General features: G+C 42.3%; 31 protein-coding genes. 14 read left to right on the top strand and 17 right to left on the bottom strand.

Annotated features, from left to right (window positions below; all coding sequences use genetic code 11):
• Positions 1 to 40 precede the first annotated feature (40 nt).
• From H6G83_RS23830 to H6G83_RS23810, 5 genes are all read right to left on the bottom strand, one after another.
• Entirely contained in the window at positions 41 to 1,390 is a 1,350-nt protein-coding gene (locus H6G83_RS23830) for a histidine phosphatase family protein (RefSeq protein WP_190476497.1), read from the bottom strand.
• 368 nt (positions 1,391 to 1,758) lie between these two features.
• On the bottom strand, positions 1,759 to 2,109 hold the full coding sequence (locus H6G83_RS23825; RefSeq protein ID WP_190476496.1) for a hypothetical protein: 351 nt from the start codon (positions 2,107 to 2,109) through the stop codon (positions 1,759 to 1,761).
• A 349-nt stretch (positions 2,110 to 2,458) separates the two neighbouring features.
• On the bottom strand, positions 2,459 to 3,340 hold the full coding sequence (locus H6G83_RS23820; RefSeq protein ID WP_190476494.1) for an SDR family oxidoreductase: 882 nt from the start codon (positions 3,338 to 3,340) through the stop codon (positions 2,459 to 2,461).
• 62 nt (positions 3,341 to 3,402) lie between these two features.
• A complete protein-coding gene (locus H6G83_RS23815) occupies positions 3,403 to 3,939 on the bottom strand; it encodes a hypothetical protein (protein ID WP_190476492.1) in 537 nt (178 codons plus the stop codon).
• Positions 3,936 to 4,511: a DUF4365 domain-containing protein gene (locus tag H6G83_RS23810; protein ID WP_242044771.1), complete on the bottom strand. Its 576-nt coding sequence runs from the start codon at positions 4,509 to 4,511 to the stop codon at positions 3,936 to 3,938. Before H6G83_RS23810 ends, H6G83_RS23815 begins: the two co-directional genes overlap by 4 nt.
• Before the next feature lie 147 nt (positions 4,512 to 4,658).
• Here H6G83_RS23810 and H6G83_RS23805 point away from each other — a divergent pair, with 147 nt between their 5' ends.
• Complete coding sequence (locus H6G83_RS23805; RefSeq protein WP_190476490.1) at positions 4,659 to 6,011, top strand: pentapeptide repeat-containing protein; 1,353 nt, start codon at positions 4,659 to 4,661, stop codon at positions 6,009 to 6,011.
• Between the two features lie 261 nt (positions 6,012 to 6,272).
• Here H6G83_RS23805 and H6G83_RS23800 read toward each other — a convergent pair whose 3' ends face one another.
• The 3 genes from H6G83_RS23800 to H6G83_RS23790 are packed head-to-tail and all read right to left on the bottom strand — an operon-like array spanning position 6,273 to position 8,662.
• Positions 6,273 to 6,896: a restriction endonuclease subunit R gene (locus H6G83_RS23800; RefSeq protein ID WP_190476488.1), complete on the bottom strand. Its 624-nt coding sequence runs from the start codon at positions 6,894 to 6,896 to the stop codon at positions 6,273 to 6,275.
• Between the two features lie 6 nt (positions 6,897 to 6,902).
• The gene (map, locus tag H6G83_RS23795; protein ID WP_190476487.1) at positions 6,903 to 7,673 is read right to left on the bottom strand and encodes a type I methionyl aminopeptidase; all 771 of its coding nucleotides are present in this window, start codon (positions 7,671 to 7,673) and stop codon (positions 6,903 to 6,905) included.
• A 5-nt stretch (positions 7,674 to 7,678) separates the two neighbouring features.
• The gene (locus tag H6G83_RS23790; protein WP_190476484.1) at positions 7,679 to 8,662 is read right to left on the bottom strand and encodes a Gfo/Idh/MocA family protein; all 984 of its coding nucleotides are present in this window, start codon (positions 8,660 to 8,662) and stop codon (positions 7,679 to 7,681) included.
• A 181-nt stretch (positions 8,663 to 8,843) separates the two neighbouring features.
• Between H6G83_RS23790 and H6G83_RS23785 the strand changes: the two genes are divergently transcribed.
• Positions 8,844 to 9,314 (top strand): DUF4079 domain-containing protein, encoded by a 471-nt coding sequence (locus H6G83_RS23785; RefSeq protein WP_190476482.1) that lies wholly within the window; start codon positions 8,844 to 8,846, stop codon positions 9,312 to 9,314.
• A 5-nt stretch (positions 9,315 to 9,319) separates the two neighbouring features.
• On the opposite strand, the gene H6G83_RS23780 is transcribed toward H6G83_RS23785, so the two are convergent.
• Positions 9,320 to 9,646: a DUF433 domain-containing protein gene (locus H6G83_RS23780; protein WP_190476480.1), complete on the bottom strand. Its 327-nt coding sequence runs from the start codon at positions 9,644 to 9,646 to the stop codon at positions 9,320 to 9,322.
• Positions 9,647 to 9,859: 213 nt separating this feature from the next.
• Between H6G83_RS23780 and H6G83_RS23775 the strand changes: the two genes are divergently transcribed.
• The 3 genes from H6G83_RS23775 to H6G83_RS23765 all read left to right on the top strand — a co-directional run bounded on the left by H6G83_RS23775 (position 9,860) and on the right by H6G83_RS23765 (position 11,509).
• Positions 9,860 to 10,033: a hypothetical protein gene (locus H6G83_RS23775; protein WP_190476478.1), complete on the top strand. Its 174-nt coding sequence runs from the start codon at positions 9,860 to 9,862 to the stop codon at positions 10,031 to 10,033.
• Positions 10,034 to 10,062: 29 nt separating this feature from the next.
• Positions 10,063 to 10,623, top strand: a complete 561-nt coding sequence (locus H6G83_RS23770) for a hypothetical protein (protein WP_190476476.1) — start codon at positions 10,063 to 10,065, stop codon at positions 10,621 to 10,623.
• A 130-nt stretch (positions 10,624 to 10,753) separates the two neighbouring features.
• Positions 10,754 to 11,509, top strand: a complete 756-nt coding sequence (locus tag H6G83_RS23765; RefSeq protein WP_190476474.1) for an ABC transporter ATP-binding protein — start codon at positions 10,754 to 10,756, stop codon at positions 11,507 to 11,509.
• A 138-nt stretch (positions 11,510 to 11,647) separates the two neighbouring features.
• On the opposite strand, the gene H6G83_RS23760 is transcribed toward H6G83_RS23765, so the two are convergent.
• Positions 11,648 to 12,418 (bottom strand): response regulator transcription factor, encoded by a 771-nt coding sequence (locus tag H6G83_RS23760; protein WP_190476472.1) that lies wholly within the window; start codon positions 12,416 to 12,418, stop codon positions 11,648 to 11,650.
• A gap of 537 nt (positions 12,419 to 12,955) precedes the next feature.
• Between H6G83_RS23760 and H6G83_RS23755 the strand changes: the two genes are divergently transcribed.
• Positions 12,956 to 13,198 carry a DUF6761 family protein gene (locus H6G83_RS23755; protein WP_190476470.1) on the top strand — a complete coding sequence of 81 codons (243 nt, stop codon included), beginning with the start codon at positions 12,956 to 12,958 and terminating at the stop codon, positions 13,196 to 13,198.
• A gap of 352 nt (positions 13,199 to 13,550) precedes the next feature.
• On the opposite strand, the gene H6G83_RS23750 is transcribed toward H6G83_RS23755, so the two are convergent.
• From H6G83_RS23750 to H6G83_RS23740, 3 genes are all read right to left on the bottom strand, one after another.
• On the bottom strand, positions 13,551 to 13,988 hold the full coding sequence (locus tag H6G83_RS23750) for a COG3650 family protein (RefSeq protein WP_190476468.1): 438 nt from the start codon (positions 13,986 to 13,988) through the stop codon (positions 13,551 to 13,553).
• A gap of 467 nt (positions 13,989 to 14,455) precedes the next feature.
• A complete protein-coding gene (gene mraY / locus H6G83_RS23745; protein ID WP_190476466.1) occupies positions 14,456 to 15,565 on the bottom strand; it encodes a phospho-N-acetylmuramoyl-pentapeptide-transferase in 1,110 nt (369 codons plus the stop codon).
• Between the two features lie 77 nt (positions 15,566 to 15,642).
• Entirely contained in the window at positions 15,643 to 15,879 is a 237-nt protein-coding gene (locus tag H6G83_RS23740) for a DUF3134 domain-containing protein (RefSeq protein ID WP_190476464.1), read from the bottom strand.
• A gap of 242 nt (positions 15,880 to 16,121) precedes the next feature.
• Between H6G83_RS23740 and H6G83_RS23735 the strand changes: the two genes are divergently transcribed.
• The 5 genes from H6G83_RS23735 to mdh all read left to right on the top strand — a co-directional run bounded on the left by H6G83_RS23735 (position 16,122) and on the right by mdh (position 20,074).
• Positions 16,122 to 16,706 carry a PAP/fibrillin family protein gene (locus H6G83_RS23735; protein WP_190476462.1) on the top strand — a complete coding sequence of 195 codons (585 nt, stop codon included), beginning with the start codon at positions 16,122 to 16,124 and terminating at the stop codon, positions 16,704 to 16,706.
• 368 nt (positions 16,707 to 17,074) lie between these two features.
• Complete coding sequence (locus tag H6G83_RS23730) at positions 17,075 to 17,290, top strand: photosystem I reaction center subunit IV (RefSeq protein ID WP_190476460.1); 216 nt, start codon at positions 17,075 to 17,077, stop codon at positions 17,288 to 17,290.
• A 240-nt stretch (positions 17,291 to 17,530) separates the two neighbouring features.
• Positions 17,531 to 18,364, top strand: coding sequence for a DNA-formamidopyrimidine glycosylase (locus H6G83_RS23725; protein WP_190476458.1), 834 nt, complete (start codon positions 17,531 to 17,533; stop codon positions 18,362 to 18,364).
• A 234-nt stretch (positions 18,365 to 18,598) separates the two neighbouring features.
• Entirely contained in the window at positions 18,599 to 18,811 is a 213-nt protein-coding gene (gene ndhO, locus H6G83_RS23720) for an NAD(P)H-quinone oxidoreductase subunit O (protein WP_190476457.1), read from the top strand.
• Positions 18,812 to 19,105: 294 nt separating this feature from the next.
• Positions 19,106 to 20,074, top strand: a complete 969-nt coding sequence (gene mdh / locus H6G83_RS23715) for a malate dehydrogenase (protein WP_190476456.1) — start codon at positions 19,106 to 19,108, stop codon at positions 20,072 to 20,074.
• A 43-nt stretch (positions 20,075 to 20,117) separates the two neighbouring features.
• Here mdh and H6G83_RS23710 read toward each other — a convergent pair whose 3' ends face one another.
• Positions 20,118 to 20,954 carry a CPBP family intramembrane glutamic endopeptidase gene (locus H6G83_RS23710; RefSeq protein WP_190476454.1) on the bottom strand — a complete coding sequence of 279 codons (837 nt, stop codon included), beginning with the start codon at positions 20,952 to 20,954 and terminating at the stop codon, positions 20,118 to 20,120.
• An 85-nt stretch (positions 20,955 to 21,039) separates the two neighbouring features.
• Positions 21,040 to 21,321: an ATP-dependent Clp protease adapter ClpS gene (gene clpS / locus H6G83_RS23705; RefSeq protein ID WP_190476452.1), complete on the bottom strand. Its 282-nt coding sequence runs from the start codon at positions 21,319 to 21,321 to the stop codon at positions 21,040 to 21,042.
• Between the two features lie 429 nt (positions 21,322 to 21,750).
• On the opposite strand from clpS, the gene H6G83_RS23700 reads away from it, so the two are divergent.
• Complete coding sequence (locus tag H6G83_RS23700; RefSeq protein WP_190476450.1) at positions 21,751 to 22,998, top strand: RNA-guided endonuclease InsQ/TnpB family protein; 1,248 nt, start codon at positions 21,751 to 21,753, stop codon at positions 22,996 to 22,998.
• 50 nt (positions 22,999 to 23,048) lie between these two features.
• On the top strand, positions 23,049 to 23,390 hold the full coding sequence (locus tag H6G83_RS23695; protein ID WP_190476447.1) for a hypothetical protein: 342 nt from the start codon (positions 23,049 to 23,051) through the stop codon (positions 23,388 to 23,390).
• A gap of 234 nt (positions 23,391 to 23,624) precedes the next feature.
• Here the strand turns inward: H6G83_RS23695 and H6G83_RS23690 are convergent, their stop codons facing one another.
• Complete coding sequence (locus tag H6G83_RS23690; protein ID WP_190476444.1) at positions 23,625 to 24,797, bottom strand: pyridoxal phosphate-dependent aminotransferase; 1,173 nt, start codon at positions 24,795 to 24,797, stop codon at positions 23,625 to 23,627.
• Positions 24,798 to 25,012: 215 nt separating this feature from the next.
• Positions 25,013 to 25,219, bottom strand: coding sequence for a hypothetical protein (locus H6G83_RS23685; RefSeq protein WP_190476442.1), 207 nt, complete (start codon positions 25,217 to 25,219; stop codon positions 25,013 to 25,015).
• A 470-nt stretch (positions 25,220 to 25,689) separates the two neighbouring features.
• On the opposite strand from H6G83_RS23685, the gene H6G83_RS23680 reads away from it, so the two are divergent.
• Entirely contained in the window at positions 25,690 to 26,016 is a 327-nt protein-coding gene (locus tag H6G83_RS23680; RefSeq protein WP_190476441.1) for an STAS domain-containing protein, read from the top strand.
• Positions 26,017 to 26,173: the final 157 nt, after the last annotated feature.

Below are 26,173 nucleotides of genomic sequence, written 5' to 3'. Positions count from 1 at the left end.
CAGCGCTGGAACGGCTTGTATATTGTCATCTATATTTTGTCTATAATGCTCCTGCTGCGGTTTTATCTAAAACACCACCCAGATGAGTAGTAATATTCATGGCTTGCAGTACTGGTACACCATTTAATCCTGACGGGTAATCAATTACACTAACTGCACCATTACCTTGGCGGAAATTCCAAAAGTTGTCTGTGGGTAAGCCGAGAATATGACAGAGCAAGGTTTTATTTGTGGCATCATGAGCTACTATCAGCCCGATTTGGCGTTGGTTATCTAGGGCAGTTTGCACAATATTTTGCCAAGCCGCAACGCTACGTTCCCATACCTGCTGTAAATTTTCACCTTCAGGCATTTGTACATCCCCTGGTGTTGTCCGCCAACGGTGTAATTCACCTGGAAATTCCTGTTCTATTTCGACTTCTAATTTTCCTTCCCAGAGTCCGTGACTGATTTCTCTTAAACCGTCTTGTAACTCCAAATTTATACCAGGGTGGTGCTGCAAGATCAGTTCGGCTGTTTCTTTAGGACGCTGCATAGAACTACTCACAGCAAAGTCAATTGCTACATCTTGCAGAAACAATCCAGCTTTTTGCGCTTGTTGTCTACCGTTGTCGTTGAGAGGAACATCAATTTGTCCTTGAAATCTGGTTTGGCGATTCCATTCTGTTTCGCCGTGGCGCACTAACAACAATCTTACACCTTGATGATCAGGACGTAATGAGGGCAGAGTCTCCCCTATGTGTTGGGTTTGATTCATCGACTCTAGCTGCACCCCTTCACCCAATACGCCAGCAAAATTTAATACAGTGATACCACAGTTAGATTGCTGGATGCAATGATATCGGCTGGGGTGAATTGCCAATGCTGTACTGATGAGGGCGCGATTAATACCGTTGTGTCCAACTATCAGAATCGTTTCTCCGCGATGGCGAGGCAAAATTTCTTGCCAAAACTGCTGCGCCTGTGCGTATAAAGAAAGAACGGGAAAATGTTCTCTTGCTACCCCATTTTCGTTAACTAACATCTGTAGTTCATGGGGTTTTTCATGCCAAAGACGGTAATCTTCGGGAAACTTCTGCTTGACTTCAGATGTCAGCATTTTTTCCCACAAAGGCAAGTCTATTTCTAGTAGCAGATCGGAAGTTTGCACCTGGGCTGAATGTCCAGTCTGAACGGCTAACTCACTGTGAATAATTTCTGCTGTTTGTTTTGCCCGTTGAAGTGGGCTACTGTAAATTGCATTAAACGAAATGTTGGTGAGGGCTTTACCTACCTTACTAGCATCGCTACGACCCCTATCTGTTAATGTTGATACATCAGCACGTCCTTGAATGCGCCGTTCGGTATTATATGTACTTTGGCCATGACGCACAATAATGATACGAGTCATCCAGCTTGCCCTCCTCATCTCTAAAGGACTAATTTTACTGCAAACTGCTTGCAGAATTATCCATTAGATTGGTTATCGGCAATTTAAGAAGTTTTAGGGACTGGGGACTGGGGACTGGGGACTGGGGACTGGGGACACTTCCCTACGGGACGCTGCGCGTAGCTTGCTTCCACGTTCGCGTAAGCGTCCCGGAGGGAAGTGGTACGTGAGCTTCAGTGCATCGCTGGGGACTGGGGACTGGACTCAAAGCCTTGTGAATATGGATTTTTTTACCCTCTCCATCCTTCGGGTGCGGGGATTCTACCTTCACAGACTCGCCGTTAGACAGCAGGTTTGCACTAAGCCTGTTCCCTGTCCCCTATCCCCTATTACCTATTTTCTAAATCTAACTGCAACTGCAACGCATCATCAGTTTCACTCTGTTGTGCTGACTGCAATATCACAGGTGTAGATGTATCTGGTAATGAGATTGAGCGATTTAACCGCAACCCACTTTCTACCTGATTATTTTTCCTATCATTAATGGAGGTATTGGTATTAAAAAACTGGGGAAAGTCATTCTGTGCGGATCTGTTACCAATGCCTTCTAAAGAATCACCAGTTAACTGATACTCTGGCGTATTTGAGTTTGGTTGTGCTGGTGTTTGGGCGCGAACTGGGCTTGCTACGCTGGCAATAGATAGAGTAATTGCCAAAACGGGAATAATTCTAGCTTTCATTAGTTTTATCCCTATTTTTTATGATTACTTGTGGTTATTTTCTCAATTAAGTTAAGATTCCAACTTCTACTATCAGTTAGATGTCATGAACCAGGATTGTCAGAAATAATATAAGAATCTAATTACTAGACACACATAACAATGTGATTGAAACATTGTTAATCATTTGTTGTGTTGCAAGACAAATATGTTAAATTGTATATTTATTTACCAAAAATTGAATTAATTTTAATATTTACTTAAGATTAATTTTCTATTTTTAGAGAATAGATAATGGTAGCGATCGCCAATTCCATCTATTCTGAGAGCGCTAGTTGATGGCGATCGCTAAATCATCGAAACTACATTATTACCCTGATACCTGATTCAGCAAAGACTCTAGTTCTTCCTTAACAGATAAGGGTTGATAGCCTAGTGCAAAAGCCAGAGAACTATCTAGAGAAACATCACCCGGTCTAGGTGCAGCCATTTTTACATCTTGTTGACGACAAGCTTTAATGCCTGTAACTGGTAATTGAAAGACTTCAGCTAATATATGTCCAAAATCGTAGCGAGAAATCCGTTCTTTACCCCCCAAGTGAATAATGCCGCTCACTTTTTCTAATACTAATAATAATCCTTTAGCTGCTGTTGTTCCACTTACAGGAGTGCGAAATTCATCGATAAATAAAGTGAGTTCCTTACCTGATTGTAAGGTTTGAATAAAGGGCTGAATAAAACTTTTTGCTGTGGGTGTAGCATTACCAAACATCAAAGGCATCCGACACACCACCGCCCTTGGATAGCGTTCTAATATACCCAATTCCGCCATAACTTTTTGCTCACCATAAATATTCACAGGACATACAGTATCAGTTTCTTTATAAGGAGAATTTAAGCCATCAAAAACTAGTTCACTGGATGTAAAAGCATAAGGAATTGCATAGTCGGCACAAAGTTCGGCAAGATGACAAGATGCAGTCACATTAACTATATAAGATTCCTCTGGATGGATTTGACAAAAATTGGGTTGAGATTGGGCTGCGGTATGAATTACAGCATCGGGTTTAATTTCCTGAAATATTTGTTTGAGTTGGGTAAAATCTGTTAAATTAACTTTGACTAATTTGCTACCTGCAATATCTAAAGCATGGGAATTATAAGTTCCATAAACTTCCCATTCTCGTTGAGCTTGTTGGCAAAGATGCCATCCCAAAAAACCGCTAGCACCAGTAATTAAAAGCTTTTTCATATCCCAATCAGTAAATTTATTGACAAAGACAACGCAGAAATTATAGCCATTTATTATGGAAATCAAATGTTTTCAAGTTGAAACTCTCGGATATTTTTCAAAATAAAAACATTATCTTCTTTAAATAAATCCCCCGTACATCTTACAGGTAAGCGTTCTTGATAAGATTTTATTGCCAAAATATAATCATGGTCGAGCAGTTCAATTTTGATTGGGCGTAATTTCTCAAACACTGGACAAACAACTGTAACTTCACCACTTAATCTATCTGCATTAGGAGTGGCAATTTGCGTGACAAAGCCTTGAATTTTTAGATTAGGATAATTTTTAACAAATTCATTTAAAACTTCCCAGGTCGAAAGATTTTCGGCATCTGCAACTGTTTGGATAAGTTCCCGAACTCTTGAAAGATAATCTCCTAAATTTTTTGTGTTTGGCAGTAAGATTTCAAATTCTCCTAATTCTACTTGCTTGTGCCAGATTGTGGCATGAGCCAGAAAGGGTCGGTCTTCGTGCCAGTTATGAGTTTGCAAATACTCTCTAAGTTGTTGTGGTTCTATATTTTTGAGAATTTCTGTGTCTTGCACTGTAACTTTCATGGTTCTATTCCTTGACCGATACCTTGCATAATTGACTTGAGAACAGCGACTGTAAATTGATTATTTCTGGGCAGGGTGACAGTTAAATTCGATGTGTTTTGTACTTCAGGTAATCTTCGTAGCGATAACCAATAGCCACAATATCTCATACAAAGTTCTTGTTCTGATTGTTGCACCCACTCGTCTAAGTTGTTGGGAAGTAAAACTACAATTAAGATTCTAGGAACAGCAAAGTCAGCCATTCGTAAATCGTTGTAGTTTTTTAGTTTTAGAGGGTAGCGGATAGCGTTATCGTTTTTGACATCCCTTGATGTTGATTTTAGCTGTAATTCCAATCGCGGCGCACGGATGCGCCCCATAATACCTGTTGCTGCTATTCCCCAGTCCACGCTGTCGTCGTCCACTGCTGGTTTGTATAGAGAATAACCGGCAACACTGGTGATGGCTTGGAGATATGCGTTGCTAAATTGTTCTTTCTGTTGATTGATGTCCACTAAGAATTGGGTCGATTTTTGATACGGTTTAGAGTTTACATTGCCTTTGCTGCACATTTCACCTGTTGAGACTCTCATCGCCCGGTCATTCATCCCAACGCTTCCACTTTCCTACAGAACGAAGTGGGCGAACGTGGTAGGTGTGGGGCTTCTGTTCAAGCTAAACTTACATCCCCCTCATCTCTACCTTTGTGAAATTAAACCTACTGGGGCAAAATAGAAAATATGACGATTGAACCTAATTCTCCAAATCTACCAACCCCAGAATCTACACCTGAACACGACTTGCAGCCAGATGACTTTGACGGTGCTACAGGTGAAAATCAATTAACTTCTGAAGCAATAGCAGCACAACAAGCCCTATCTGCTATTTCTTCTTTGCAGTCACCGCAATATACAGCCGAGTTGCAACAAGCCCGTTCCAGCTTTGAGTCACGTTCTAAACCTCCAGTAATAGTCAAACCAAGGGCATTGTTGATTACTCTGATAGGAATGGCTATCACTATTATTGGTATTGCCCTCAATAGCTGGATTATTGGTCTTGTGGGTACGGTGATGACTTTGTTGCTGTCTTTAGTGATACTTGTGCCTTGGCTGTTATACGTGATTGATGAGTGGTTTACATCCCAAGATAAAACTTTATTTATCGCTTTTTTGGGGCTAGTAGTGGCGTTGAGCGGTTTTGTCAAGTTTAGTGGACTGGGCGATCGCCTGCTTGACTGGGGGCGCAAGGTAAACTGGGAAGCTTCGGGTACTCTGGCGGAGTGGTTTGGGGCTTTGGGGCAAATTGCGATCGCCATTATTGCGGTTTATGTGGCTTGGCGACAATACATTATTTCCAAGGACTTGACAATTCAACAAAACTTGTTGACGGTTCAACAAAATATTATTACCCAACAACAAACCATCGATTCTTATTTCCAGGGCGTTTCTGACTTGGTGCTAGATGAACAGGGCTTATTAGAAGACTGGCCGCAAGAAAGAGCGATCGCCGAAGGACGGACGGCGGCAATTTTTAGTAGTGTGGATGGGAGTGGTAAAGCCAAAATCCTGCGTTTTCTCTCCCGTTCTAAGTTACTCACACCCCTAAAACGCGATCGCCATTTAGGTAGAGCAATTCTTAACGGTGTGGGTGGCTACGCCGAAGACCGTCTGGAAGGCGTGCGTGTCATCGATTTAGGCGTGATGTTAGCCGGGGCTGACCTTTCTCATACAGATTTGCGTTGGACTGATCTCACCGAAGCTAATCTTGTCCGTGCAAATCTTAGCGGTTGTGATTTAGTCAAAGCCAACTTTTCCCGGACTATCCTATATAGTGCCGATCTCAGTGGCGCTGACTTTAATGGAGTACGTCTATTTTACGGCTCAGTAGAAAAAGCCTCACCCCGCAGCCGCACCGAACCACCAGACTATCAAACAGGTGAACATACTGGCGCTGTGGTCGAAAATGCGAATTTCAGCGACGTACAACGGATGTCTGAGGTTAACCGTTATTACTGCTGTGCTTGGGGTGGGGAGAAAACTAGAGCCACAGTTCCCGGTGGTTGCGAAGGTATTCCTAACTTGTTAGGGCGTTAATTCGCTGGGATAAGAATATTTAAGGAATTACGCATAAAAACTAAAAATCAAGGGTTTGGGCAAGGGTGTATGGGTGTAAATTGTTAAAACCCTGACACCCTACCTCAACAGCAAACTTTGATGCGTAAGTCCTGTACTTATTTATATAGCAGTCGAAGCATAGGTTATGACATCATACAATTTTAAAACCTTTAATTTCAAAGGCTTTCAGCCCTGTCACCTGTCACCTATCACCTGTTCCCTGCTATATCAAGTAATATACTAAGTTAATTGACTAATTCGCTGCAAAATTCTCAGAACGTCATATAGTTCATTACCACGATTACGGACATCAAAAATATCAGAAGTAGCATAGCGAGGAGTTTGACCTTTTAGGAGTTTTACAAACATAAAACTGCCCCCAGAAGTAATCATGCCAAATACTTCATTTTGTGACTGGGGAGCAGCTAACATATACGCCAGAATTTGGTCTAATCCTGCTTCTACAGAATATGCTACTTGTTTGGATTCAATAACTGTCACCCAAAATTTATGATTTAGCAGTAAGAAATCAATCCTACCTTTAATGATAATTTCTTTGTCTTGCGTTTCAATTTCGATAGATTTTTCTAACTTCAAATGGAAAGGCGGCAAATAAAATTTACCAATAAAGAGTAGGGGTGATAAAACTACGGTATTAACTGTATTTTCTAATAGCGGCGGATAGTTTCGTAAGTTGATGTAACCTGCTTTGATTTGATCTAGTAACTGCTTTTCTAAATCTGTCAATTCTGGTAAATCATCTTGCCACTCACGGAAAAATTCTTCCGTATCAACTAACTCTAAACCATAGAGCGTAATTAATTGCTCCAGGGTAACGTTTTCCGCCGCTAAAGTTTGCGTCATAGCTATTTACTCACCGTCAGGTAAGGTGAGGATTTCTACGCCATCATCTGTAACTACTATGGTATGTTCAAACTGAGCCGATAGCTGGCGATCGCGTGTCACAGCCGTCCATCCATCACCCAGCATTTCCACTTCATAAGTCCCTTCATTAATCATCGGCTCAATAGTAAATACCATCCCCGGACGCAGGCGCTTACCTTTCCCTCTTGTGCCGTAATGAGGAATGTCTGGTGCTGTGTGGAAAATATTGCTGATCCCATGTCCTACAAAGTCACGCACCACAGAGAAACCCTGAGCCTCAGCATACTCTTGAATTGCCGCCCCAATATCGCCAATCTTCGCCCCCGGCTTGACTTCCGCAATGCCTAAATTTAGACATTCTTGCGTTACTTCCACCAACTTCTTCACTTTAGGGGGAGCATCGCCCACAATAAAAGTTTTTGACGTGTCGCCGTGGTAGCCGTCAACAATGGGAGTGACATCAATGTTAATAATGTCACCTTCTTTGAGAATCTGCTTGGCATTGGGAATACCATGACAGATGACTTCATTCACACTGGTACAAATCGACTTAGGAAACCCTTTATACCCTAAAGGAGCGCTTTTAGCTCCTTGCGCCTGTGTCCAGCGTTCAGCCTCATCATTAAGTTCCAAGGTACTCACCCCTGGCTTAACCATTGGTTCCAGGTGTTGCAGGAGTTTCGCCGCCAAGCGTCCCGCCTGCCGCATTTTTTCTATTTCGCGTTGAGATAAGATAACGATTAACTCTGTTTTCATGAAATCTAATTTAACGTATCTGTCAAAAATATTGTTATCCCTGCCTGTGCAGCTCTTTGAGCAGCATCAGCCACTTTGAGAGTGTATAAGCTTTTCTCTGGGGTGACATACAAAGGAGTGCCATCAAAAAGATGATCTAACACCATACTTGTGTCTTTAGCAAATAAACCCCGACGAGTACCTACCTCTATAGGTGTGCTTTCCCCTGTTTGAATAAACAACCCTGTATCCCCATCAAAGATTAAACCGCCGTTGTCACCATGAACTTCAAACTTCCGTTCTGGCTGCCACAAACTTTCACCTTTGCCGTAGATTACTTGGGCTAATAATCCACTAGTAAAGCACAGTTGAGTCATGCAAAGACAGGTCTGGTAATAATCATCTTCTATTTCCCAATACCTTTGATGACAGTTAACAGTGAAAACTTCACCAAACAAATCTGTCAACCGATGGAGGCGGGAAAGCGCACCAATTAAGGGAAAGCCAAACATTTCATGGTTATAAGTCCACTTGCGGGGGGCAGGGTTTTGGGGGTTAATGGTGCTGTAGCGGACATAAAACAGATCACCTACTTTATCTAGGTTTTGCTTTAAGGCTTGATGTAAGCCGCCTAAAAGTTCGATGTGTTCGACGTGGAGTAATTTTTTTTGTGTTTTGGCTAGGGCAATTAATTCTTCTGCTTCGTTGACATCTACAGATAGGGGATATTCTACAATAACGTGTTTACCAGCAGTGAGTGCAGCACGAGCGATCGCACCATGATCCCGATTAATTGTACAAATGACGACCAAATCTATATCTTCGCGCTCTACTAACTGTTGCCACCCAGTTATCGCCTCAGTTTGGTAATCTTGAGCAAAAGCCTGAGTTCTTTCTGGTGTATTACCAGCTATAGCGACTAAATGCGATCGCTCATCTTGTAAAAAAGCTTCTACCCTTAATTTCGCCGCATACCCTGTACCAACTACACCTACACGTACTTTTGCCAAAGCCGCCTCCTATTCTACATAATCACCCCCGTTATCAATTATCACAACATTTAGGTAAAAAGGGAGTGGGGGAAGGGGGAAGGGGGAAAGGGGAAAGACTGTCTTCTCATCTCCCCAATCCCCAGTCCCCAGTCCCCAATCCCCAATCCCCAATCCCCAATCCCCACTACAATAAATATTTATGCACCTACCTTCATTTCTTTGGCTGTGGAAAATTGCAGCATGGTCGATGGGATTATCGCTCATGGCTTATTTGCTGCTAGCAGTCACCGGCTTTTTAATGTGGCGAATGAGAAGTTCGCTGTCCATTTCTGGTTTTGAGCGATGGGCTACGCCCCGCCTTCGGCGATCGCAACTGATCACCCTACACTTAATCATGGGTATCAGCATGGTGAGTTTAGTCTTGCTGCTACTGGCGATTGGAATTATTGGCACTTTGGGGCATTTTGGCTCTTTAGGTCACTCCTCGCACTTGTGGGCTGGGATTATTGTAGTCCTCTTGGTTCTGTTATCTGCTTTCAGCGCCACACAAATTAGTGCTAAGAAACCTTGGGCAAGGACTTTACATATTACTACAAATATGGTGTTGTTCGCGGGTTTCGCTTGGGTATCACTCACTGGTTGGATTGTAGTACAAAAATATTTACCATAAAGAGATTAAGCTCGTTTCTGGGCTTGAGCGGCTTTCAATTTTTGATAGAGAAGTGGATTTTTGTCTCTTAAAGAATGTTGTAATTTTTCAAACTCTACTTCACTTTCTTTTAGGTAAACATCAACTTGCTCTTTGTTAGCAAGATAAAATGCAATTGCACCATAAACTTGCTCTAATGAGAGTAAAGGAAAGTTTTGTGCAATATTTTCTGGGGAATCACCATTTAAAAAAGCATAAACGACTGAATCAAGAGAGATACGACTACTCTTAATCCAGTATCCTTGGTTTCGTTGTTCAATATATTTTTCCAGCAGGGTAGGTGAATCCGTCATAAAACTACTAACTACTAATAAAAAATAAAACTTTTTCCATCATGTTGAGATAGATCCGGGTAATGGATAGCGCCTTTGAGGAGAGGGAGGAGAAACGAAAAAAATCAACGTCTTACTCCCCTCTCCTCGTAGGAGAGGGGTTGGGGGAGAGGTCAAAACAACGCTTGTTGAACTCACGTCGAATTACATTCGCCCTGACTTAAGTTGACACCAATGCACAGCTGTGCGCCCCTACAGATAATTGATGTGTTGCAAATATTTTTTGAATTGGTATTAGCTATGCGGCGATCGCACAGGAGGCTATCAATATCATACCTTTACCCGATGCTTTGTAGAGGGCGATCGCTTTCACAACCGCCCCCAGTCCCCACTTCCCAGTTAGACTAAATTTAAAAGCCTATCAGCCTGATTAAGCCGTGACAGCAAATTTAGTCGATAACTCAACTTCAGTTTTCCGGTTATCTCCCTTAATTCGGATTACCCTATTAAGTCTGTACATAGCACTCACAGTCCCCTTACCTTTCTTAGCAGAGGTGACAAAAGCACCCACACCCCCCGCTTTGTTATGGGTGGGTATTAGCATCGGTTTCGTTGGCTTGTATGCAGTGCTGACGGAACGAGTAGTTGTAGATGAGCAAGGAATACAGGTAACTTACCCAGCTTGGGTTCCTAAATTCTTCCGCAAAGGTTGGACTTTACCTTGGAAAGAAGTAAAACAGATAAAGCCCCGCTCCACTGGTCAAGGCGGTCTGGTTTATTATTTTCTCAGTCAAGATGGCAAAGCTTACTTGCTCCCAATGCGGGTAGCTGGATTTGCCCGTTTGGTAAATATCGTGCAAACTAAAACAGGGATAGACACTACAGATGTCCGCCCTTTGGCGCAACCGTGGATGTATTTAATTTTATTGGGATTTACAGGATTACTCCTTTTAGTTGATGCTTGGACGATCGCCACAGCAGTAGGAATGGGGTATTAGGGACTGGGGACTGGGGACTGGGGAGATGAGGAGACAGTCTTTAGCCTTTCCCCTTTCCCCCTTCCCCCTTTCCCTCTTCCCCTTCCCCCTTTAAGCAAACTATGGACTAATGACCAATGACCAATGACTAATGACACCTCAATTACAGCTAGAACAAGTTAATCTGTATGCCAAGACCAAAACCCAGCTTCAGGGATACCCCATATTGCAGGATATCTCTTTTGCGGTTTCTGCTGGCGATCGCTTGGCAATTATCGGCCCCTCTGGCGCTGGTAAAACTTCCCTGTTACGTCTAATCAACCGTCTAGCTGAACCCACTAGCGGCAAAATTTTTCTAGAAAATCAAGAATATCACCAAATCCCGGTGACTCAGTTACGTCAGGTAGTGACACTAGTATTACAAGAGCCAAAGTTGCTGGGGATGACAGTCCAGCAAGCCTTAGCTTATCCTTTAGTTTTGCGCGGTTTGCCCAAAGAAACAATTCAGCAGCGAGTCAGTCATTGGACAGAACAACTGCAAATTCCTCATGATTGGTTGGAACGCACAGAATTACAACTTTCAGTAGGACAAAGACAGCTCGTAGCGATCGCCCGTGCTTTAGTCATTCAACCAAAAATCCTCCTGTTGGACGAGCCAACCTCTAATTTAGATATTGGTATAGCCTCCCACCTCATGCAAGCCTTAACCCAGCTAACTCAAACTCATCAAACTACAGTTGTGATGGTAAACAGCCAGCTAGACTTAGCCAAGATGTTTTGTAATCGGCTTTTGTATATACACCAAGGATGTTTATTAGTCAATCAAGCAGCTTCGGAAATTGACTGGATAGACTTGCAACAAAGGTTGATGCAGGCCGAAAACCAAGCCAATGAAGAATGGAACTGAGTCAGTTATCAGTTATCAGTTATCAGTTGACAATTGACAGTTGACAGTTAGCAGTTATGATTAATTTTCCTCTCCTGCTCCTCTGCTCCTTTTTCCCCTCTTGGGAGGGGTTAGGGGTGGGTTACTCCCTCATCTCCTCTAAACTCTCTGCCCACTCAGCGTTGTGCGTGGATTGCTAAATCTCTCTTTTGTTAACTTTGCTTGTGTTTGTGGAACATTAGCATTCAAAATTTCCATGTTAAATCGGTATCCAACATTACGGATAGTTTGAATGAGGCTGGGTTGGCGGGGATCAAGTTCTACCTTCTTGCGTAAAGATAAAACATGAGTGTCAATAGTACGGGGATTATCAATCGCATCAGGCCAAGCGCGACGCAGCAATTCAGAGCGGCTTAGAGGTACTCCCCCAGCTTGCGCCAAAACGTACAGTAAACTAAATTCCTGCGGGGTGAGGTCGATAAACTCCCCTTGGAATCTTACACGGCGCTGGACTAAATCAATTTGCAACGTCCCATAATCCAGATATGCAGGTGCGGTAGGTGTACGCTTACGGCGAATTAGTGCCTCTACCCTAGCTAAGAACTCTTGCATCCCAAAAGGTTTGCTCAAGTAATCATCAGCTCCTGCTTTCAAACCAGCAACAATATCCGCCTCATTAGTCCGGGCGGATAACATGAGAATTAGCGGCTGTTGCTGACGATGCAGCCAACGGCAAAATTCAATACCGTCACCATCTGGTAAATCAGCATCCAAAATGACTAGCGTTGGCTGATGGCTCAAGAAGGCTTCCCTTGCTTGATATATGCTGGCGGCTTGATGGACACGATATTCCAATTGTTGCAAGTGCCAACCCAGCAACGACCTTAGATGGGGATTCCCCTCAACGATTTCAATACAAACCGAACCCACGGCGGCAAGACCCCTTAGCGTCGATGAATTTCAAAGTAACAAGCCCATGCTCAAGGTTTTGTAGTCTTTGTTACTCCAGGTGCATTTACCTTTACGTTTTTCTATAACTGATGTTTGCAAAATGTAGAGTTTATGCCTTGCCTAGCCTTTAATTGATATTATTCTTAAATTTTTGTTATACTTTCTTTAAAGTTGTTTTAGCTAATTGATTTAACCTTTAGAATCAAGCCATGTGCTGATACAGCATCAGCACAAAGACGTAGTAGATTTATATTTCCCTAAACCTGCTTGTAATTCAGTCAAAGGCTGCATCTTTGTCACCCAGTTAAGCCATTATTTACCAAAAGTATAAAAATACCCTAACGACTGATACTAATTACAAGTTTTCTGGAATAAAATCTAACTGTATTGTAGCTGCTGGAGAAAGCATCACAAGTGACCAAACAGAATTGCATCTGAAATTGAAGCAGAAATCACCCTTCACATTTCAGCCTGAATCATTTACAATTCTCATTCCAAAGAGATCAATCAGCAGTTATGCTCCAAGACACACAAACAATCCGCTATTACCAACGAATTACCGACGCCTTCGTCGAGTTGTGGAATCGCGGTTATCGCACGGAAGAAATGCGGATGTATTTGGACGGGTATCTAGCCGCACTGCGACACAGTAACGTTATTGAACCTTATCTGATTCATCGTTTAGAGGAGGAAGCTAGCCGCTACTTATACGATGCTTCAAACTTTCTTAAGACAGAGCCACAACCTGATTACTACTAAAGCCTGCTAAAAAGCCAGTAGTAGAGGCTATTTGCTCAATCACGCAGATGATCATAGCATATTATTTGCAATGGTCAAGCGCCAAAATGGCGGAGATTTTGGGAAATGCGCTACTTCTAAAGATAGATGTAAGTTGCTAGTTATCTATTGAAAACGGTGATGGGGAATAGGTAATTAGTAAGGTTTTCTTGTGAATTACCTATGACCTATTACCAAATTTCAAAAACAGCAGGAGACAGGGGACAGGGGACAGGGGACAGGCGCTTAAGGTGCTTGCCATAAAGATTTTATCGGCTAGAGGTTGGATTGTTATCATCTAGATGACAAAATCCCACAACAAACGAAGATTACATTATTTTGCTCTAGCACAACCTTCTAAGACCCTATTACCGGAAATGTATACGGCGGAGTAGGGATATTTGATATCAGACATACCATCACTACAGGAACCTTTTCTGATTACTAGTGTGCTGGTTACGTTGTTGCTGGCTCTCAAACGATAAACCCTAACTAAATCTGCTGGTCGTCCTGATGCTGCTATGGGTGTAACATAAGGAAAGTTTTGACGAGACTCTGGAGTGGAGTAGACTATTCCTTTCCGGCTAATTGTGATGCTCCAAAATGGTTCTGTACCATTAACAATTAATTCTTCACCGCCTCTGTTAGTCGCTTGAGAAATTAAAAAATTATTATCAAAAGATTGGCTTGTTGTGTTAGCGTTGCTGGGATTACTCAGCATTAAAGTTGTAGTAAGTCCAGCTACAAATATTGACGAAATTTGTGTCTTCATTGCTTCCTAATTAAATGCAGTAGTTAGTTTATTGCTTCTATGACTACAACATTTATCAGATATATTCCGTTTGAATGAGCGAGTAACCCACCCCTAACCCCTCCCAGGAGGGGTTAGGGGAGATGAGGGAGATGAGGTAGTAATTAATTATTCCTTGTCCCCAGTCCCCAGTCCCCAGTCCCCAATACCCAGTCCTCACAAGTGTAGGTTTTTAATATAGGAGTGAGTAAGGACTATAAAACTAAGGAGAAAATCATTGTTTCATCCACCCCTACACCCTACACCCTTACACCCCAAACCAAGGTTTTTGGAACACCAATAAAAAACCTACACCTGTCAGAATACCCAGTCCCCAATACCCAGTCCCTACTTTCTACTCAGCACTAAAAAAATAACCCTCTGCATATACAGGGGGTTGGCTGATTTTGATGATAAATTGTCAGGAATAGTTAGAATGGTGCGATGGGCTAGGCTCCACCGGAGGCGATCGCCAAACAAAAACCAGCTAAGATGGCAGCGATCGCATAAAATGTACCCACTACTTGCAATTCTGACCAGCCTGATAATTCTAGGTGGTGGTGTAAAGGAGCCATTTTGAATAAACGCTTACCTTTACCATCGGGGCCTTTAGTTGCTTTGTAGTAAGTTACCTGTGCCATCACAGACAGGGTTTCTACAAAGAAAATACCACTGAGGATAAACAAGGCTACCAAACTGTTACTCAACAAAGCCACAGCTGCTAAAGCGCCGCCCAAGGCGAGGGAACCTGTATCACCCATGAATACTCTAGCTGGGTTGCGGTTGTGGGCTAAGAAACCCAAGCAACTACCGCTTAAGGCTGCACAGAAAATCATTAATCCGGGGGCTGTTGGGGCAACTATAGCACCTAATGCGAGTAAGGCGATCGCTACAGTTCCGCCAGCCAAACCATCAATACCATCAGTTAAATTAGTTGCATTACTCTCTGCCACGAGGACAAAGCCAGCCAAAGGCCAGAATAATAAACCCAAGGGTATGGCAAAGCTCACCCAGGGTAAAGCAATACTAGTAATATTAGCAGGTTGATTAAACATTAACCATACACAGAAGGCTGCCGCAAAACCGATTTGCAAAGCCAGTTTCATCCGAGGGGAGATTCCCTTGTTTGATTTGCGGCGGAGAATTTGCCAATCGTCAATCCAACCAATCAACCCATAGCTGAGGGTGAGGGCGGAGACAGCGAGGACTTCTGTCGCAAAGTTAGACAATATACAAGCAGCCACCACAGCTACGGGAATAAAAAATATCCCGCCCATTGTGGGAGTACCGGCTTTTTTCAAATGGGCTTGAGGGCCATCTTCACGAATGATTTGCCCAGTTTTGAGGGCTTGCAGTACAGGTATAACAAAGTTACCTGCAACTGCTGAGGTGATAGCGCACAGTAACAATGGCAAGGTAAGTGATGTACTTTGCCAAGGTGTTCTGTTTGCCAACCAATCCAAAATTATAGCTACTATGCCTAGCCCGGTGGCTAGGGAAGAAGCTAGACCTATACCAGAAATGTTTAATCCTTGATTAGGCGATAGTTTAGCGTCCACAAATGTTTCCCTTCACTCCACACTTAAATACATTGAATTATAAGGACTCTGTGTTACAAAATCCCTGTCTCAAAAGACTAATCTTCATCTATGGTGATATCGTCATCATCATCATCCAAGTAGTCAATGCCATCTTCGCCGCCAAGGAACTCGGAAATTTCCTCTTCTTCATCAGAGAAATCAGGTTCATGAACGTCACGCGCAATCAGACGACCATTAGCTTGCAACCAATCTAATAGAGAAGATTCTTGCTTTAGGGGGATGACAGCAGCGCGTTGATTACGAGGTTCTTCACGTAAAGGAGAGTTCAACATATCGATGAATGCAGAAAAATCTTATTGTAACTAGACATTAAGCAGTCTATCACTTGAGACGGGAGAATTTAGTTATTTCTTCAACTCTTAGGCAAATAAATCCGCAAGTTGATAAAAATAATTTCTTTAATAAAGATAAACCAATTAGGAATAGATTCTGAGTTATTTTCTACCTCCATATATAAGACATTAATATCGATTTAATGTGAGTTTAATTGTGATGATTATTGAGGGAATGGGTGATGTCAGAAAAAACAGCTTTATTAAATGCGATCGCTGGCACAAATCGCGGTTTGTTAGCCAGTGAACAGCAAAAACAGTCTATCTCAGAAGCGATCGCCGCATTAGAAGACCTCAATCCTACAGCGCGTCCTGTAGAAGCCGCCGACTTACTAGAAGGCAATTGGCGATTACTTTATACCACAAGTAAAGCTCTTTTGAACCTAGATCGCGTTCCTGTATATAAACTGGGACAAATTTATCAATGTATTCGGGTAGAAACTACCAGCGTTTACAACATAGCAGAGATTTACGGCTTACCTTATCTCGAAGGATTAGTTAGTGTAGCTGCTAAATTTGTGCCAGTTTCCGAACGACGAGTCCAAGTAACATTTAAACGTTCCATCGTCGGGGTACAACGATTAATTGGGTACAGTTCCCCTGAAGATTTTATCCAACAAATTGAAGCCGGTAAAAAATTCACAGCCCTAGATGTACCTATAAAAGGTGATACCCAACAGGGATGGCTAGATATCACCTACCTAGATCAAGATTTGCGGATTGGCAGGGGTAACGAGGGTAGCGTGTTTGTTTTAAGCAAAACATAATTTTTTTCTAAAGAAGTATTTGCGAACGAAGTTATGCGATCGCTGAACCTCCGTCAAGGGGGGTGTGACCCCCTATTAGGGATTGGGGACTGGGGACTGGGGATTGGGGGAGATGAGGGAGTAACCCACCCCTAACCCCTCCCAGGAGGGGAATAGGGAGATGAGGGAGATGAGGGAGAATAACTATGGACTTTTGACTATGGACTATGGACTATGGACTATGGACTATGGACTATTGACTATTGACTGTTGACTATTGACTATTGACAAATAACTTAACAAAACCTCTAGTAATGACCTTCAAGATGTAGAGTGAAAACAAATAGCCCTATATATTTGGCGATTGATAACTAAAAGGGAAGATACTCATGGTTCAACGTGGTTCTAAAGTACGTGTTCTCCGCCCAGAATCCTACTGGTTCCAAGATGTCGGAACTGTGGCTTCTGTTGACCAAAGTGGCATCAAATACCCAGTAATTGTCCGCTTTGATAAAGTCAACTACGCGGGTGTCAACACCAACAACTTTGCGGTAGATGAATTAATCGAAGTTGAAGCACCCAAGGCTAAGGCTGCTAAAAAATAAGTAGCCCAGCTTCAAAGGGATTATTTAATGGGATGATGGAGAGAAAGGTCAAATTATAGATACGAAGTCTGAAATATTTAATTTTTCATTCTTCATCCCAGCCTACCCTACCGTCTGAAGACCGCCATGCGGGTATTTACGGTTTCCAGGGAGTAGTGCAACCAAAATTTAGGGTGTCTATAACCCTTTCTCGTTTTTGATTTCCCAAAAATATTCCCATTGCTTGCTTAATCAGCTTAAATGCCTGAATTGCCTGAAGTTGAAACAGTCCGACGGGGTTTAAATCAACTGACCCTGAACCAAAAAATTACGGGTGGAGATGTGTTGCTTCATCGCACCATTGCCCACCCTTTTTCTGTCGGTGAATTTGTTAACGGTATTACCGGAAGTGCTATTAATTCTTGGCATCGTCGCGGTAAGTATCTCCTGGCTGAACTGTCTCCCGTCGGTTGGCTGGGTGTGCATCTGAGGATGACTGGTCAATTACTCTGGCTAAACCAAGGGGAACCTTTACACAAACATACAAGGGTGAGAATATTTTTTGAGGATCAGCAGGAATTGCGGTTTGTTGATCAGCGAACTTTCGGTCAGATGTGGTGGGTTCCCCCAGAAATGGCTGTTGAAAGCGTGATTACTGGTTTAGGTAAACTTGCCGTAGATCCCTTTTCACCTGAGTTTACTGTTGAATATCTGGCTGATAAGCTGCACAATCGTCGTCGTCCTATCAAAACAGCGCTATTAGATCAGTCGGTTGTAGCGGGGTTAGGTAATATCTACGCTGATGAAGCGCTGTTTAAAAGTGGTGTGTTACCAGAAACTTTGTGTACAGATGTCAAGCCAAAGCAAATTGAACTGTTGCGACAGGCGATTATTCAAGTGCTAGAAACCAGTATTGAGGCTGGAGGTACAACTTTTAGTAATTTCCTCAATGTTCAGGGCGTGAATGGTAATTATGGTGGTGTCGCCTGGGTATACAACCGTGCGGGAGAACCATGTAAAGTTTGTGGCGATGTCATTCAACGCATTAAGTTAGGTGGAAGATCGAGTCATTTTTGCCTAAAGTGCCAAAGATAGGGGTTTAGGGGAAACATGATTGTTTCTATTGAAAATATTGATATAGCTGTCGTTAGATAGATTAGGACGGAAACCAATCATAAAACCTCGACAATACAAGGTTTGTATGGCTGTCCCCTGTCCCCTATCCCCTATCCCCTGCTATACCCATTAAACCCCAAGTAAGATGAACTTTTGTACTCGGCTGCAAGCTAAAATCCTCTATGAAGCAATGTAAAAAAATAGAGGGGACTTATGCCAGTTAAAAAAGGAGATATGGTTCGCGCTGTCCGCGAGAAGCTGGAAAATAGTGTAGAAGCAAAAGCCAGTGATACTCGCTTTCCTGCTTACTTGTTTGAAACTAAGGGTGAAGTTGTAGATATCAAAGGTGATTACGCGCTGGTAATGTTTGGACAAGTACCAACACCGAATATTTGGTTACGGTTGGATCAGCTAGAATCATTTTAAACAGGACTTACGCACCAATGTTATTTGTTAAGACTGGGTGTAAGGGTGTAAGGGTGTAAGGGTGTAGGTTTTGAAGGCTTACCCCCCTACACCCCTATACCCCTATACCCTTGTCCAAACCCTTGATTTTTCGTTTTCATGCGTAAGTCCTATTAAAGTGGGGAATAGGGAGTGGGGAGTGGGGTATAGGTTTTAGCTGACTCACGCCATCATGAATTACAAATTACGAATTACAAATCACAAATGAATCTGAGTTGTTAAGGTGGGTGTGAAGATGCAGTTCTACCCAAATTTATGTCTACTCCCCTTGACTCCCCAATTCCTCTTCCTCTACCCCGTGTCGCTATTATCGGTGCTGGTAGGGTTGGTAGCACTTTAGCTCAAAGAATTGCTGAAAAAAATCTGGCTGATGTGGTGTTATTAGATATTGTTGAGGGTATGCCTCAAGGATTAGCACTAGATTTATTAGAAGCTAGGGGTTTAGAACTGCATAATCGTCAGATTATCGGCACAAATAATTATGCTGACACATCTAATTCGCAAATTGTGGTGATGACAGCCGGGTTTCCGCGCAAGCCAGGAATGAGTCGGGATGATTTGCTGAAGGTTAATGCCAAAATTGTTGTTGAAGCAGCAAAGCAAGCGATCGCCTACTCCCCTCATGCTATTTTTATCGTAGTCACCAATCCTTTAGATGTGATGACTTATTTAGCTTGGCAAGCTACAGGTATCAAGCGCGATCGCATCATGGGTATGGCTGGGGTGTTAGACTCAGCTAGGTTTGCAACTTTTATTGCTTTAGAATTAGGGGTATTACCTGCGGATGTCAAGGCGATGGTGTTGGGAAGCCACGGAGATTTGATGGTTCCCTTGTCTGGTTACGCCACAGTTAACGGTGTCCCCATCACAGAATTGTTAGATCCAGCGACAATCGAACGCTTGGTAGAAAGAACCCGTAATGGTGGCGCGGAAATTGTCAAGTTAATTCAGACTGGTGGTGCATTTTTTGCCCCTGCATCGGCTACAAGTGTGATGGTAGAATCGATTTTGTTGAATCAGTCGCGCCTATTACCTGTAGCTGCATATCTGCAAGGTGAATATGGTTTAGATGATGTGGTGATTGGTGTTCCTTGTAGGCTAGGATTAAGCGGAATTGAAAGTATCTTAGAATTAAATCTTAGTGAAAGTGAAATCAAAGCTTTGCATATTTCCGCTCAATCTGTGCGGCAACAGATTGAGCAATGGTATTTCTCAAGTGTATAGCGATCGCCAGAAATTTTCAATCCTTCTTTATGAAAAAGGTGCGTTAACGAGGTACTTTCAAGCTCTGTTTTTGCATCCACAATGCAAGTACAGCCATAAACATTACCCCCATTACTCCTTGCAAAGGATTATTATTCACTCCTGTCACCCAGTCAGGAACTTGTCCAGAATATTGAATTAATCCTCCCACATTAATTATGTAATATCCCCACACTAAGCCACCGTGTAAGCCAATTGGTAAACCCAAACGTCCCCTACGCCAGCGCTTACCCCATACCTGCGTTAACCCCAACAATACCAAAGCTGGAAATTGGGGTAGGGTATGAATAATCGCTTCTAATGGTTTAATAAAGTGTAATGCGGCAAAGGTAACTGCATCTATCCATAATGCCCAGGTAGGACTGTAATCTCGTTCCAACTCATTCAATAACCAACCGCGAAATAATAATTCTTCCGCAAACCCCACACCTAAACCGACGAAAAAGCCTTCCAAAATTATCTTGAGTATAAAGATTGTGGGTTGTTGCCATCTTAGCCAACCCAAAGCACCTTCTATCCCAAATAAAATGAGAATGTTAACTAAACCCAAAGCCAAGCCACACAGCAGTTCTACACCGTTACGCCTTGTGAACTGTAAGCCATAATGCCAAAGTATGTGCGGTTGCTGATAGACTTTTTTACCCCATAGCCTGAGCAGAAAAATAAAATCTCCATATAACAATACTATTGTCAAGATACTGGCTAAATTAGCATCACGTACTAATAAGTAAATTGGTGCAGCTAAGGGCAACCATAATAATAGTAAAGCGAATATAAAATAACCCAGCCTAATGGGGGCAGGACGCTGGGCTAATATCTCAAATCTATCTAATTTGTACATCTTCTTTGGTTGGTTGTTGACAGTTAACATTTAACCGTCAACTGTCAGCAAACCTTATGATTGGGTAACTTAATAGCGCCATAGCTTATTCATCAGGTTCTATTGTGCTACTTAGACCGTGAGTTTTGAGGGTTTCGCAGTAAAATTCTGCGTGTTCTTGAGCGCAGGTAATGACTAAGGCTAGCCCATTGGTGTGGGCTTCCATCATGATGCTGACTGCTTGGGGCTGGGTAAGGCTCGGCACGGTGGTCATTAGCACTTGCACCACATACTCCATAGAGTTGTAGTTGTCGTTATGGAGCAAAACGCGATACCGAGGCGCGAGCTTGCGGGATGTGGAACGCTTCTCAATGGTTTCGACTGACACAGCTCTTGCTCTTAGTTTTGGTAATTACTACAACAGATCATCTGTTAGGCGATCGCATAACAGTTATCTACTCATTCTATAACATTTTCAACATAAATCTATGGCATGAAAAATTTTCTTGCCATTATTTGTGTTTCGGCAAAACCAAATTACCGAGTATACTGCAAAATTTTTACAGTATATTTTTATCATAATACCTCATATTCACCTATTGCCGCAAGGAGGCTCACACTGAACCCGATAGGGTCAGCGCCCTTGAGGAATTGCGGGGCAAAAACGTAGCTTGCTTCCCGAAGGGTAACGCCTCTTGACCAAATCAAACCGCAGGCTTGACAGGGAGAGAGGCAGCCCTCGTTTTTGCCAAATACATTTTTGATACAACACGACTATTTTGATGTATTATATTCACGGGTGATTAGGTTGCGCCTAATGGAACAAGTGCTGACGCTAGTTTGCAAACTCAACCCCTCTAAAAAACAGGTAGAAGAAATCGAACTGGTATTAAGGGCTTTTGCTGATGCGTGTAACTACGCCAATCAGAAAGTTAAACCTCAGATAACCAGTAAGATGACTATTCAAAATCTGGTTTACAACGAGATTAGTGCTTTGTTTGGGTTAAGTGCAAATTTAGCTGTTCGTGCTTGCGCCAGAGTTGGGGCTAATCGCAAAACTGCAAAACTTAAAGACAAGCCAGTTAAAACATTTAAACCAACATCGGCTGATTATGATGCGAGAATTTTCTCATTTAGAGAGAAAGACTGGACTGTTAGTTTGACTTTAATGAACGGTAGGGAACACATCAAGATTGATGCTGGTAATTATCAAAGAGGTAAATTAAAAGGTAGAAAACCGACATCAGCACAGTTATGTAAACATCGTGATGGTAACTACTATATCCACATTCAAATTAAAGACGATTCCCCAACACCAATCAAATCTAATAAAGTGATTGGTGTCGATTTTGGTCGCAGAGACATTGCTGTAACTAGCAATGGGGATAAGTGGGATGGAAAGCAAATCAACAATGTTAGAGACAAGTTTTCCAGAGTGAGAAGTTCTCTCCAGAAAAAAGCTACGAAAGGCACAAGATCGACTAGACGTAGAGCTAGAAATATCTTGAAACGGTTGTCGGGCAGGGAGAGAAGATATCAGCAATGGCTAAACCACAAAATTAGCAAGTCCATTATTCAGTCCGCATTAAAAAATCATGCAGTAGTAGCAATTGAAGACTTGACAGGTATTCGTGAAAGAACCAATCAAAAACCAAGAAGTAAAACAGAACGTAGGCGTTCTAATTCTTGGTCTTTTTTCCAATTGCGTTCTTTTTTGGAATATAAAGGTATCCAATTTGGAGTAGAAGTAATTGCTGTTCCTCCAGCTTGGACTAGTCTTACTTGCCATCAATGCCTACATATTGGACTGCGCTCTGATAAACGTTTCAAATGCACTAATGAGGCTTGCTCTTGGAGTGGTGATGCTGATTTTAATGGAGCAAAGAATATTGCTGCTATTGGTGAGACAGTGCTGCGGGAGGGTTTCCCTCCGCAGGCAACTGCGAACCCGAAGGGGGTGAATCTTGTAAACTCGCCCAGAGGCTCGAACTGTTTGTGTTGTAATCTCAGTACAGACAGTTCAGGGCTACTTAAAAGCCTACGCTCACCGCTTGCGGGAGCGTAGGTAGTTTGCTTTATAAAATAAAGAGAAAAGCAATCTGCAAATTTAAGGACATGAGTCTCGACTTTCAACCTGGACAAATTGTGTCTTTAGAGCATGGTGAGCGGAATTTGTATGCAGAAGTGATTCAAGTTGTGGTTTCCCGTCAATTATGCTGGGTACGCCCTTTACTGCTGGTCACTCACGCCGAAGAACAGTCAATCATAACTGATTTGAGAGATGGATCTGACCTACTGTGGCCTATTCACCTATTTCGCCACGCTCTAGATACAGAAGTCATCACCCTTCTGGGACAGATTTTAGTTAAAGAACCCAAATCAGAACCAGACCCAGCCGCTAAACAGCAACTGCATCAGTTTATTGGGCAAGTTTGGCAAGCATATCAGGAAGAGTAGGGAGTGGGGGAGATGAGATGAGGGAGATGTGGGAGTGGGGGGAGATGTGGAAGATGTGGGAGATGTGGGAGATGTGGGAGTAACCCACCCCTAACCCCTAAGAGGAGGGGAATAGGGAGATGAGGGAGAATAGTAACTCTCACCTGTCACCTGTCACCTGTCACCTGTCAACTGATAACTGATAACTGATAACTGATAACTGTCACCTGTCACCTGTCAACTGTCAACTGTCAACTAACTAAACCTAATTCCCGCATCGCGCATTCGTTGAATGGCTTCATGTAAACGTTCGTCGGATATGGTGAGGGCTATTCTAAAATAACCTTCTCCTGATGCACCGTAGCCAATGCCTGGGGGAACGACGATACCACATTTATCTAGTAGTAGATTTGCAAATTCTGTTGAGGTGTAGCCAGGAGGTACGGGAACCCATACATAAAGCGTTGCTTTGGGTGGTTCGATAGGCCATCCTAAAGATTGCAAGCCTTTGACGATGATGTCGCGGCGATTTTGGTAAACTGACATCAGGGCTTGTAGTTCTACTTCATCGGTGGCGTAGGCTGCGATCGCTGCTTTTTGAATGGCTTTAAATACACCAGAATCAATATTCGTTTTTACTTGACTCAATCCCTTAATAGCATGGGCATTTCCCACTGCAAAGCCAATTCGCCAGCCTGTCATGTTATAGGATTTTGACAAACTGTGGAACTCAATGCCAATATCTTTAGCACCAGGAATTTGCAAGATACTAGGCGGTTTGTAGCCATCGTATGCCATTTCCGAATAAGCATGGTCATGGCATAACAAAATATTATATTGTTGACAAAAAGCCACTAATTCTGACAAAAATTCTAGCGTTGCTATAGCTCCGGTGGGATTGTTGGGGTAATTAATCCATAATAATTTGGCTTTACGGGCGATTTCTTCAGGAATAATATTTAAATCAGGTAAAAATTTATTTTCTGCCTTTAGAGGCATCACAAAAGGTTCGCCCCCAGCAAAAATTGTAGAAGTGCGATACACAGGATAACCAGGATCTGGTATCAATGTGTAGTCGCCTGCTTCCACAAACGCCAAGAAAGTATTGTGTATTGCTTCTTTGGAACCAATAGATGAGATAACTTCTGTATTTGGATTTAAACTATCCACCCCAAACCGCCGTTTCATCCACTTAACGGCTGCTTCGCGAAATTCTTGCGTACCTTCATAGGGTGGATAGTTGTGGGTAGAAGGGTCTTCAATGGCCTCATGCAACGCTTGGATAATATGAGCAGGTGTTGGCTTATCAGGATCACCTACTCCTATATTAATGATGTCAACTCCTTGGGCGATAAGTGCTTCCCGTTTACGGTTAATCTCAGCGAACAAATAAGGAGGAATTTTTTCTAAACGTTTGGCAAACTGCATGATGGCTTATGACTAAGGAAATAGTGGATGCTCATTAGCACAGTTTACGCCACACTAGGGAGCTAAATCACCACAGCCATTTATGAGTAATTACACTTTGCTGGTGATTGAAGCTTGATTGTTGCCAAAAATGTAAAATTTTATGAATCTTAGTGTTACTAATTGTTGCAAAAATTAAGTTTTTATAGAGAAAACCGCTACAAAAACGAGGAGATTTAATATCCCAAGCCAAAGCTAGGGACTAGCTGAATACGTCCAGCATCCATCTCTGCCATTAACAATTCTAGAGCTTCGTAATCAACATCAGAGATGTGACCCATTGCAGTTAACTCAGAATTAATTTCGTCCTCTATCTCTGGAGTTAACTTTTTAATATCCAAAGCTTTTTCTACCAATTGCCGAATTGCATATCTAGTTCTCATAGGTGTATAAACCCACTTTCAGTAATAGTTAATTATCTAAGATAGAGTTAAGTATAAAATGTGATCCAAATGTTCGTATATTTGTGATTTAGATCACAACTTAACTAAGTAGATACTTCCTTGCTTGACCCTTGGTAAGAGATGAAGATCCATGCTGATTTCAGCAGTTAAATAGCTACTTAACAGATAGCTCAATAACTCTTTCTGACAAATGATAGGAGCTTTCCAGCAGAATCTTCGATAATGATTTTTTTATCGGGCTTGCTATGATGATTTTTTTTTAAGCTTCCTGAAAAAAAAGTATATATGGACACAATTGCTTAAGAAGTTCGGACAATCTTTAAACATACCCACAAAAAACATAAAGATTCAGCAAAGAGAGTTAGGACATATGGTCGATGTCAAGGTAAAAAGTTTATGTTCAAATAAATTCAAGCTTCACAATTCAGTAACTCTAATTAGGATTTTGTATGCAAGCAGTACTGAAGAGTCCGAATATTCAGGTGATTCGTCCTTATGGTTGCCTGAATGCGACTAATGCTTTGGAATTTGAACGAGACTTAACTACAACTCTCACAAAGGAGGATGTCTCAAGCCTGTATGTGGATTTAGCCGATGTTGAATCCTTAGACAGTTGTGGACTGATGGCTTTGGTATCTGCGCTCAAACTAGCTCAAAACTTAGGTAAGGGTTTTCAACTTTACTCTGTTTCCCCAGCTATCAGGATTATTTTTGAGCTAACCCAACTCGACGGCGTTTTTGAAATTTTTGAACACAAAGCAGAGTTGGCAATATAAGAGTTTTCTTATAGATATGTTACTTAATGTTAACAAATGACAGGGGTTGAGAGCAACTCTCTGTAAAGGAGTCCTAAGTTGCTGCTGTAGACACTGTTGAAAGAGCTAATCAATGCTAATGTTGGAGGTGAGTAGCTGTAATTAAAGTAGCTCGAAG

It is taken from the genome of Anabaena azotica FACHB-119 (assembly GCF_014697625.1).
GTDB lineage: Bacteria > Cyanobacteriota > Cyanobacteriia > Cyanobacteriales > Nostocaceae > Trichormus > Trichormus azoticus_A.
The sequence above is the reverse complement of the archived record's forward strand: the minus strand, read 5'-3'. Positions and strand labels throughout refer to the sequence as shown.

Excerpts from the sequence above, each read along its gene's own strand:
- H6G83_RS23830 (WP_190476497.1), bottom strand. The coding sequence starts at position 1,390 with ATGACTCGTATCATTATTGTGCGTCATGGCCAAAGTACATATAATACC.
- H6G83_RS23825 (WP_190476496.1), bottom strand. The coding sequence starts at position 2,109 with ATGAAAGCTAGAATTATTCCCGTTTTGGCAATTACTCTATCTATTGCC.
- H6G83_RS23820 (WP_190476494.1), bottom strand. The coding sequence starts at position 3,340 with ATGAAAAAGCTTTTAATTACTGGTGCTAGCGGTTTTTTGGGATGGCAT.
- H6G83_RS23815 (WP_190476492.1), bottom strand. The coding sequence starts at position 3,939 with ATGAAAGTTACAGTGCAAGACACAGAAATTCTCAAAAATATAGAACCA.
- H6G83_RS23810 (WP_242044771.1), bottom strand. The coding sequence starts at position 4,511 with ATGAGAGTCTCAACAGGTGAAATGTGCAGCAAAGGCAATGTAAACTCT.
- H6G83_RS23805 (WP_190476490.1), top strand. The coding sequence starts at position 4,659 with ATGACGATTGAACCTAATTCTCCAAATCTACCAACCCCAGAATCTACA.
- H6G83_RS23800 (WP_190476488.1), bottom strand. The coding sequence starts at position 6,896 with ATGACGCAAACTTTAGCGGCGGAAAACGTTACCCTGGAGCAATTAATT.
- map (WP_190476487.1), bottom strand. The coding sequence starts at position 7,673 with ATGAAAACAGAGTTAATCGTTATCTTATCTCAACGCGAAATAGAAAAA.
- H6G83_RS23785 (WP_190476482.1), top strand. The coding sequence starts at position 8,844 with ATGCACCTACCTTCATTTCTTTGGCTGTGGAAAATTGCAGCATGGTCG.
- H6G83_RS23780 (WP_190476480.1), bottom strand. The coding sequence starts at position 9,646 with ATGACGGATTCACCTACCCTGCTGGAAAAATATATTGAACAACGAAAC.
- H6G83_RS23775 (WP_190476478.1), top strand. The coding sequence starts at position 9,860 with ATGCACAGCTGTGCGCCCCTACAGATAATTGATGTGTTGCAAATATTT.
- H6G83_RS23765 (WP_190476474.1), top strand. The coding sequence starts at position 10,754 with ATGACACCTCAATTACAGCTAGAACAAGTTAATCTGTATGCCAAGACC.
- H6G83_RS23755 (WP_190476470.1), top strand. The coding sequence starts at position 12,956 with ATGCTCCAAGACACACAAACAATCCGCTATTACCAACGAATTACCGAC.
- H6G83_RS23750 (WP_190476468.1), bottom strand. The coding sequence starts at position 13,988 with ATGAAGACACAAATTTCGTCAATATTTGTAGCTGGACTTACTACAACT.
- H6G83_RS23740 (WP_190476464.1), bottom strand. The coding sequence starts at position 15,879 with ATGTTGAACTCTCCTTTACGTGAAGAACCTCGTAATCAACGCGCTGCT.
- H6G83_RS23735 (WP_190476462.1), top strand. The coding sequence starts at position 16,122 with ATGTCAGAAAAAACAGCTTTATTAAATGCGATCGCTGGCACAAATCGC.
- H6G83_RS23730 (WP_190476460.1), top strand. The coding sequence starts at position 17,075 with ATGGTTCAACGTGGTTCTAAAGTACGTGTTCTCCGCCCAGAATCCTAC.
- H6G83_RS23725 (WP_190476458.1), top strand. The coding sequence starts at position 17,531 with ATGCCTGAATTGCCTGAAGTTGAAACAGTCCGACGGGGTTTAAATCAA.
- ndhO (WP_190476457.1), top strand. The coding sequence starts at position 18,599 with ATGCCAGTTAAAAAAGGAGATATGGTTCGCGCTGTCCGCGAGAAGCTG.
- mdh (WP_190476456.1), top strand. The coding sequence starts at position 19,106 with ATGTCTACTCCCCTTGACTCCCCAATTCCTCTTCCTCTACCCCGTGTC.
- H6G83_RS23710 (WP_190476454.1), bottom strand. The coding sequence starts at position 20,954 with ATGTACAAATTAGATAGATTTGAGATATTAGCCCAGCGTCCTGCCCCC.
- H6G83_RS23700 (WP_190476450.1), top strand. The coding sequence starts at position 21,751 with ATGGAACAAGTGCTGACGCTAGTTTGCAAACTCAACCCCTCTAAAAAA.
- H6G83_RS23695 (WP_190476447.1), top strand. The coding sequence starts at position 23,049 with ATGAGTCTCGACTTTCAACCTGGACAAATTGTGTCTTTAGAGCATGGT.
- H6G83_RS23690 (WP_190476444.1), bottom strand. The coding sequence starts at position 24,797 with ATGCAGTTTGCCAAACGTTTAGAAAAAATTCCTCCTTATTTGTTCGCT.
- H6G83_RS23685 (WP_190476442.1), bottom strand. The coding sequence starts at position 25,219 with ATGAGAACTAGATATGCAATTCGGCAATTGGTAGAAAAAGCTTTGGAT.
- H6G83_RS23680 (WP_190476441.1), top strand. The coding sequence starts at position 25,690 with ATGCAAGCAGTACTGAAGAGTCCGAATATTCAGGTGATTCGTCCTTAT.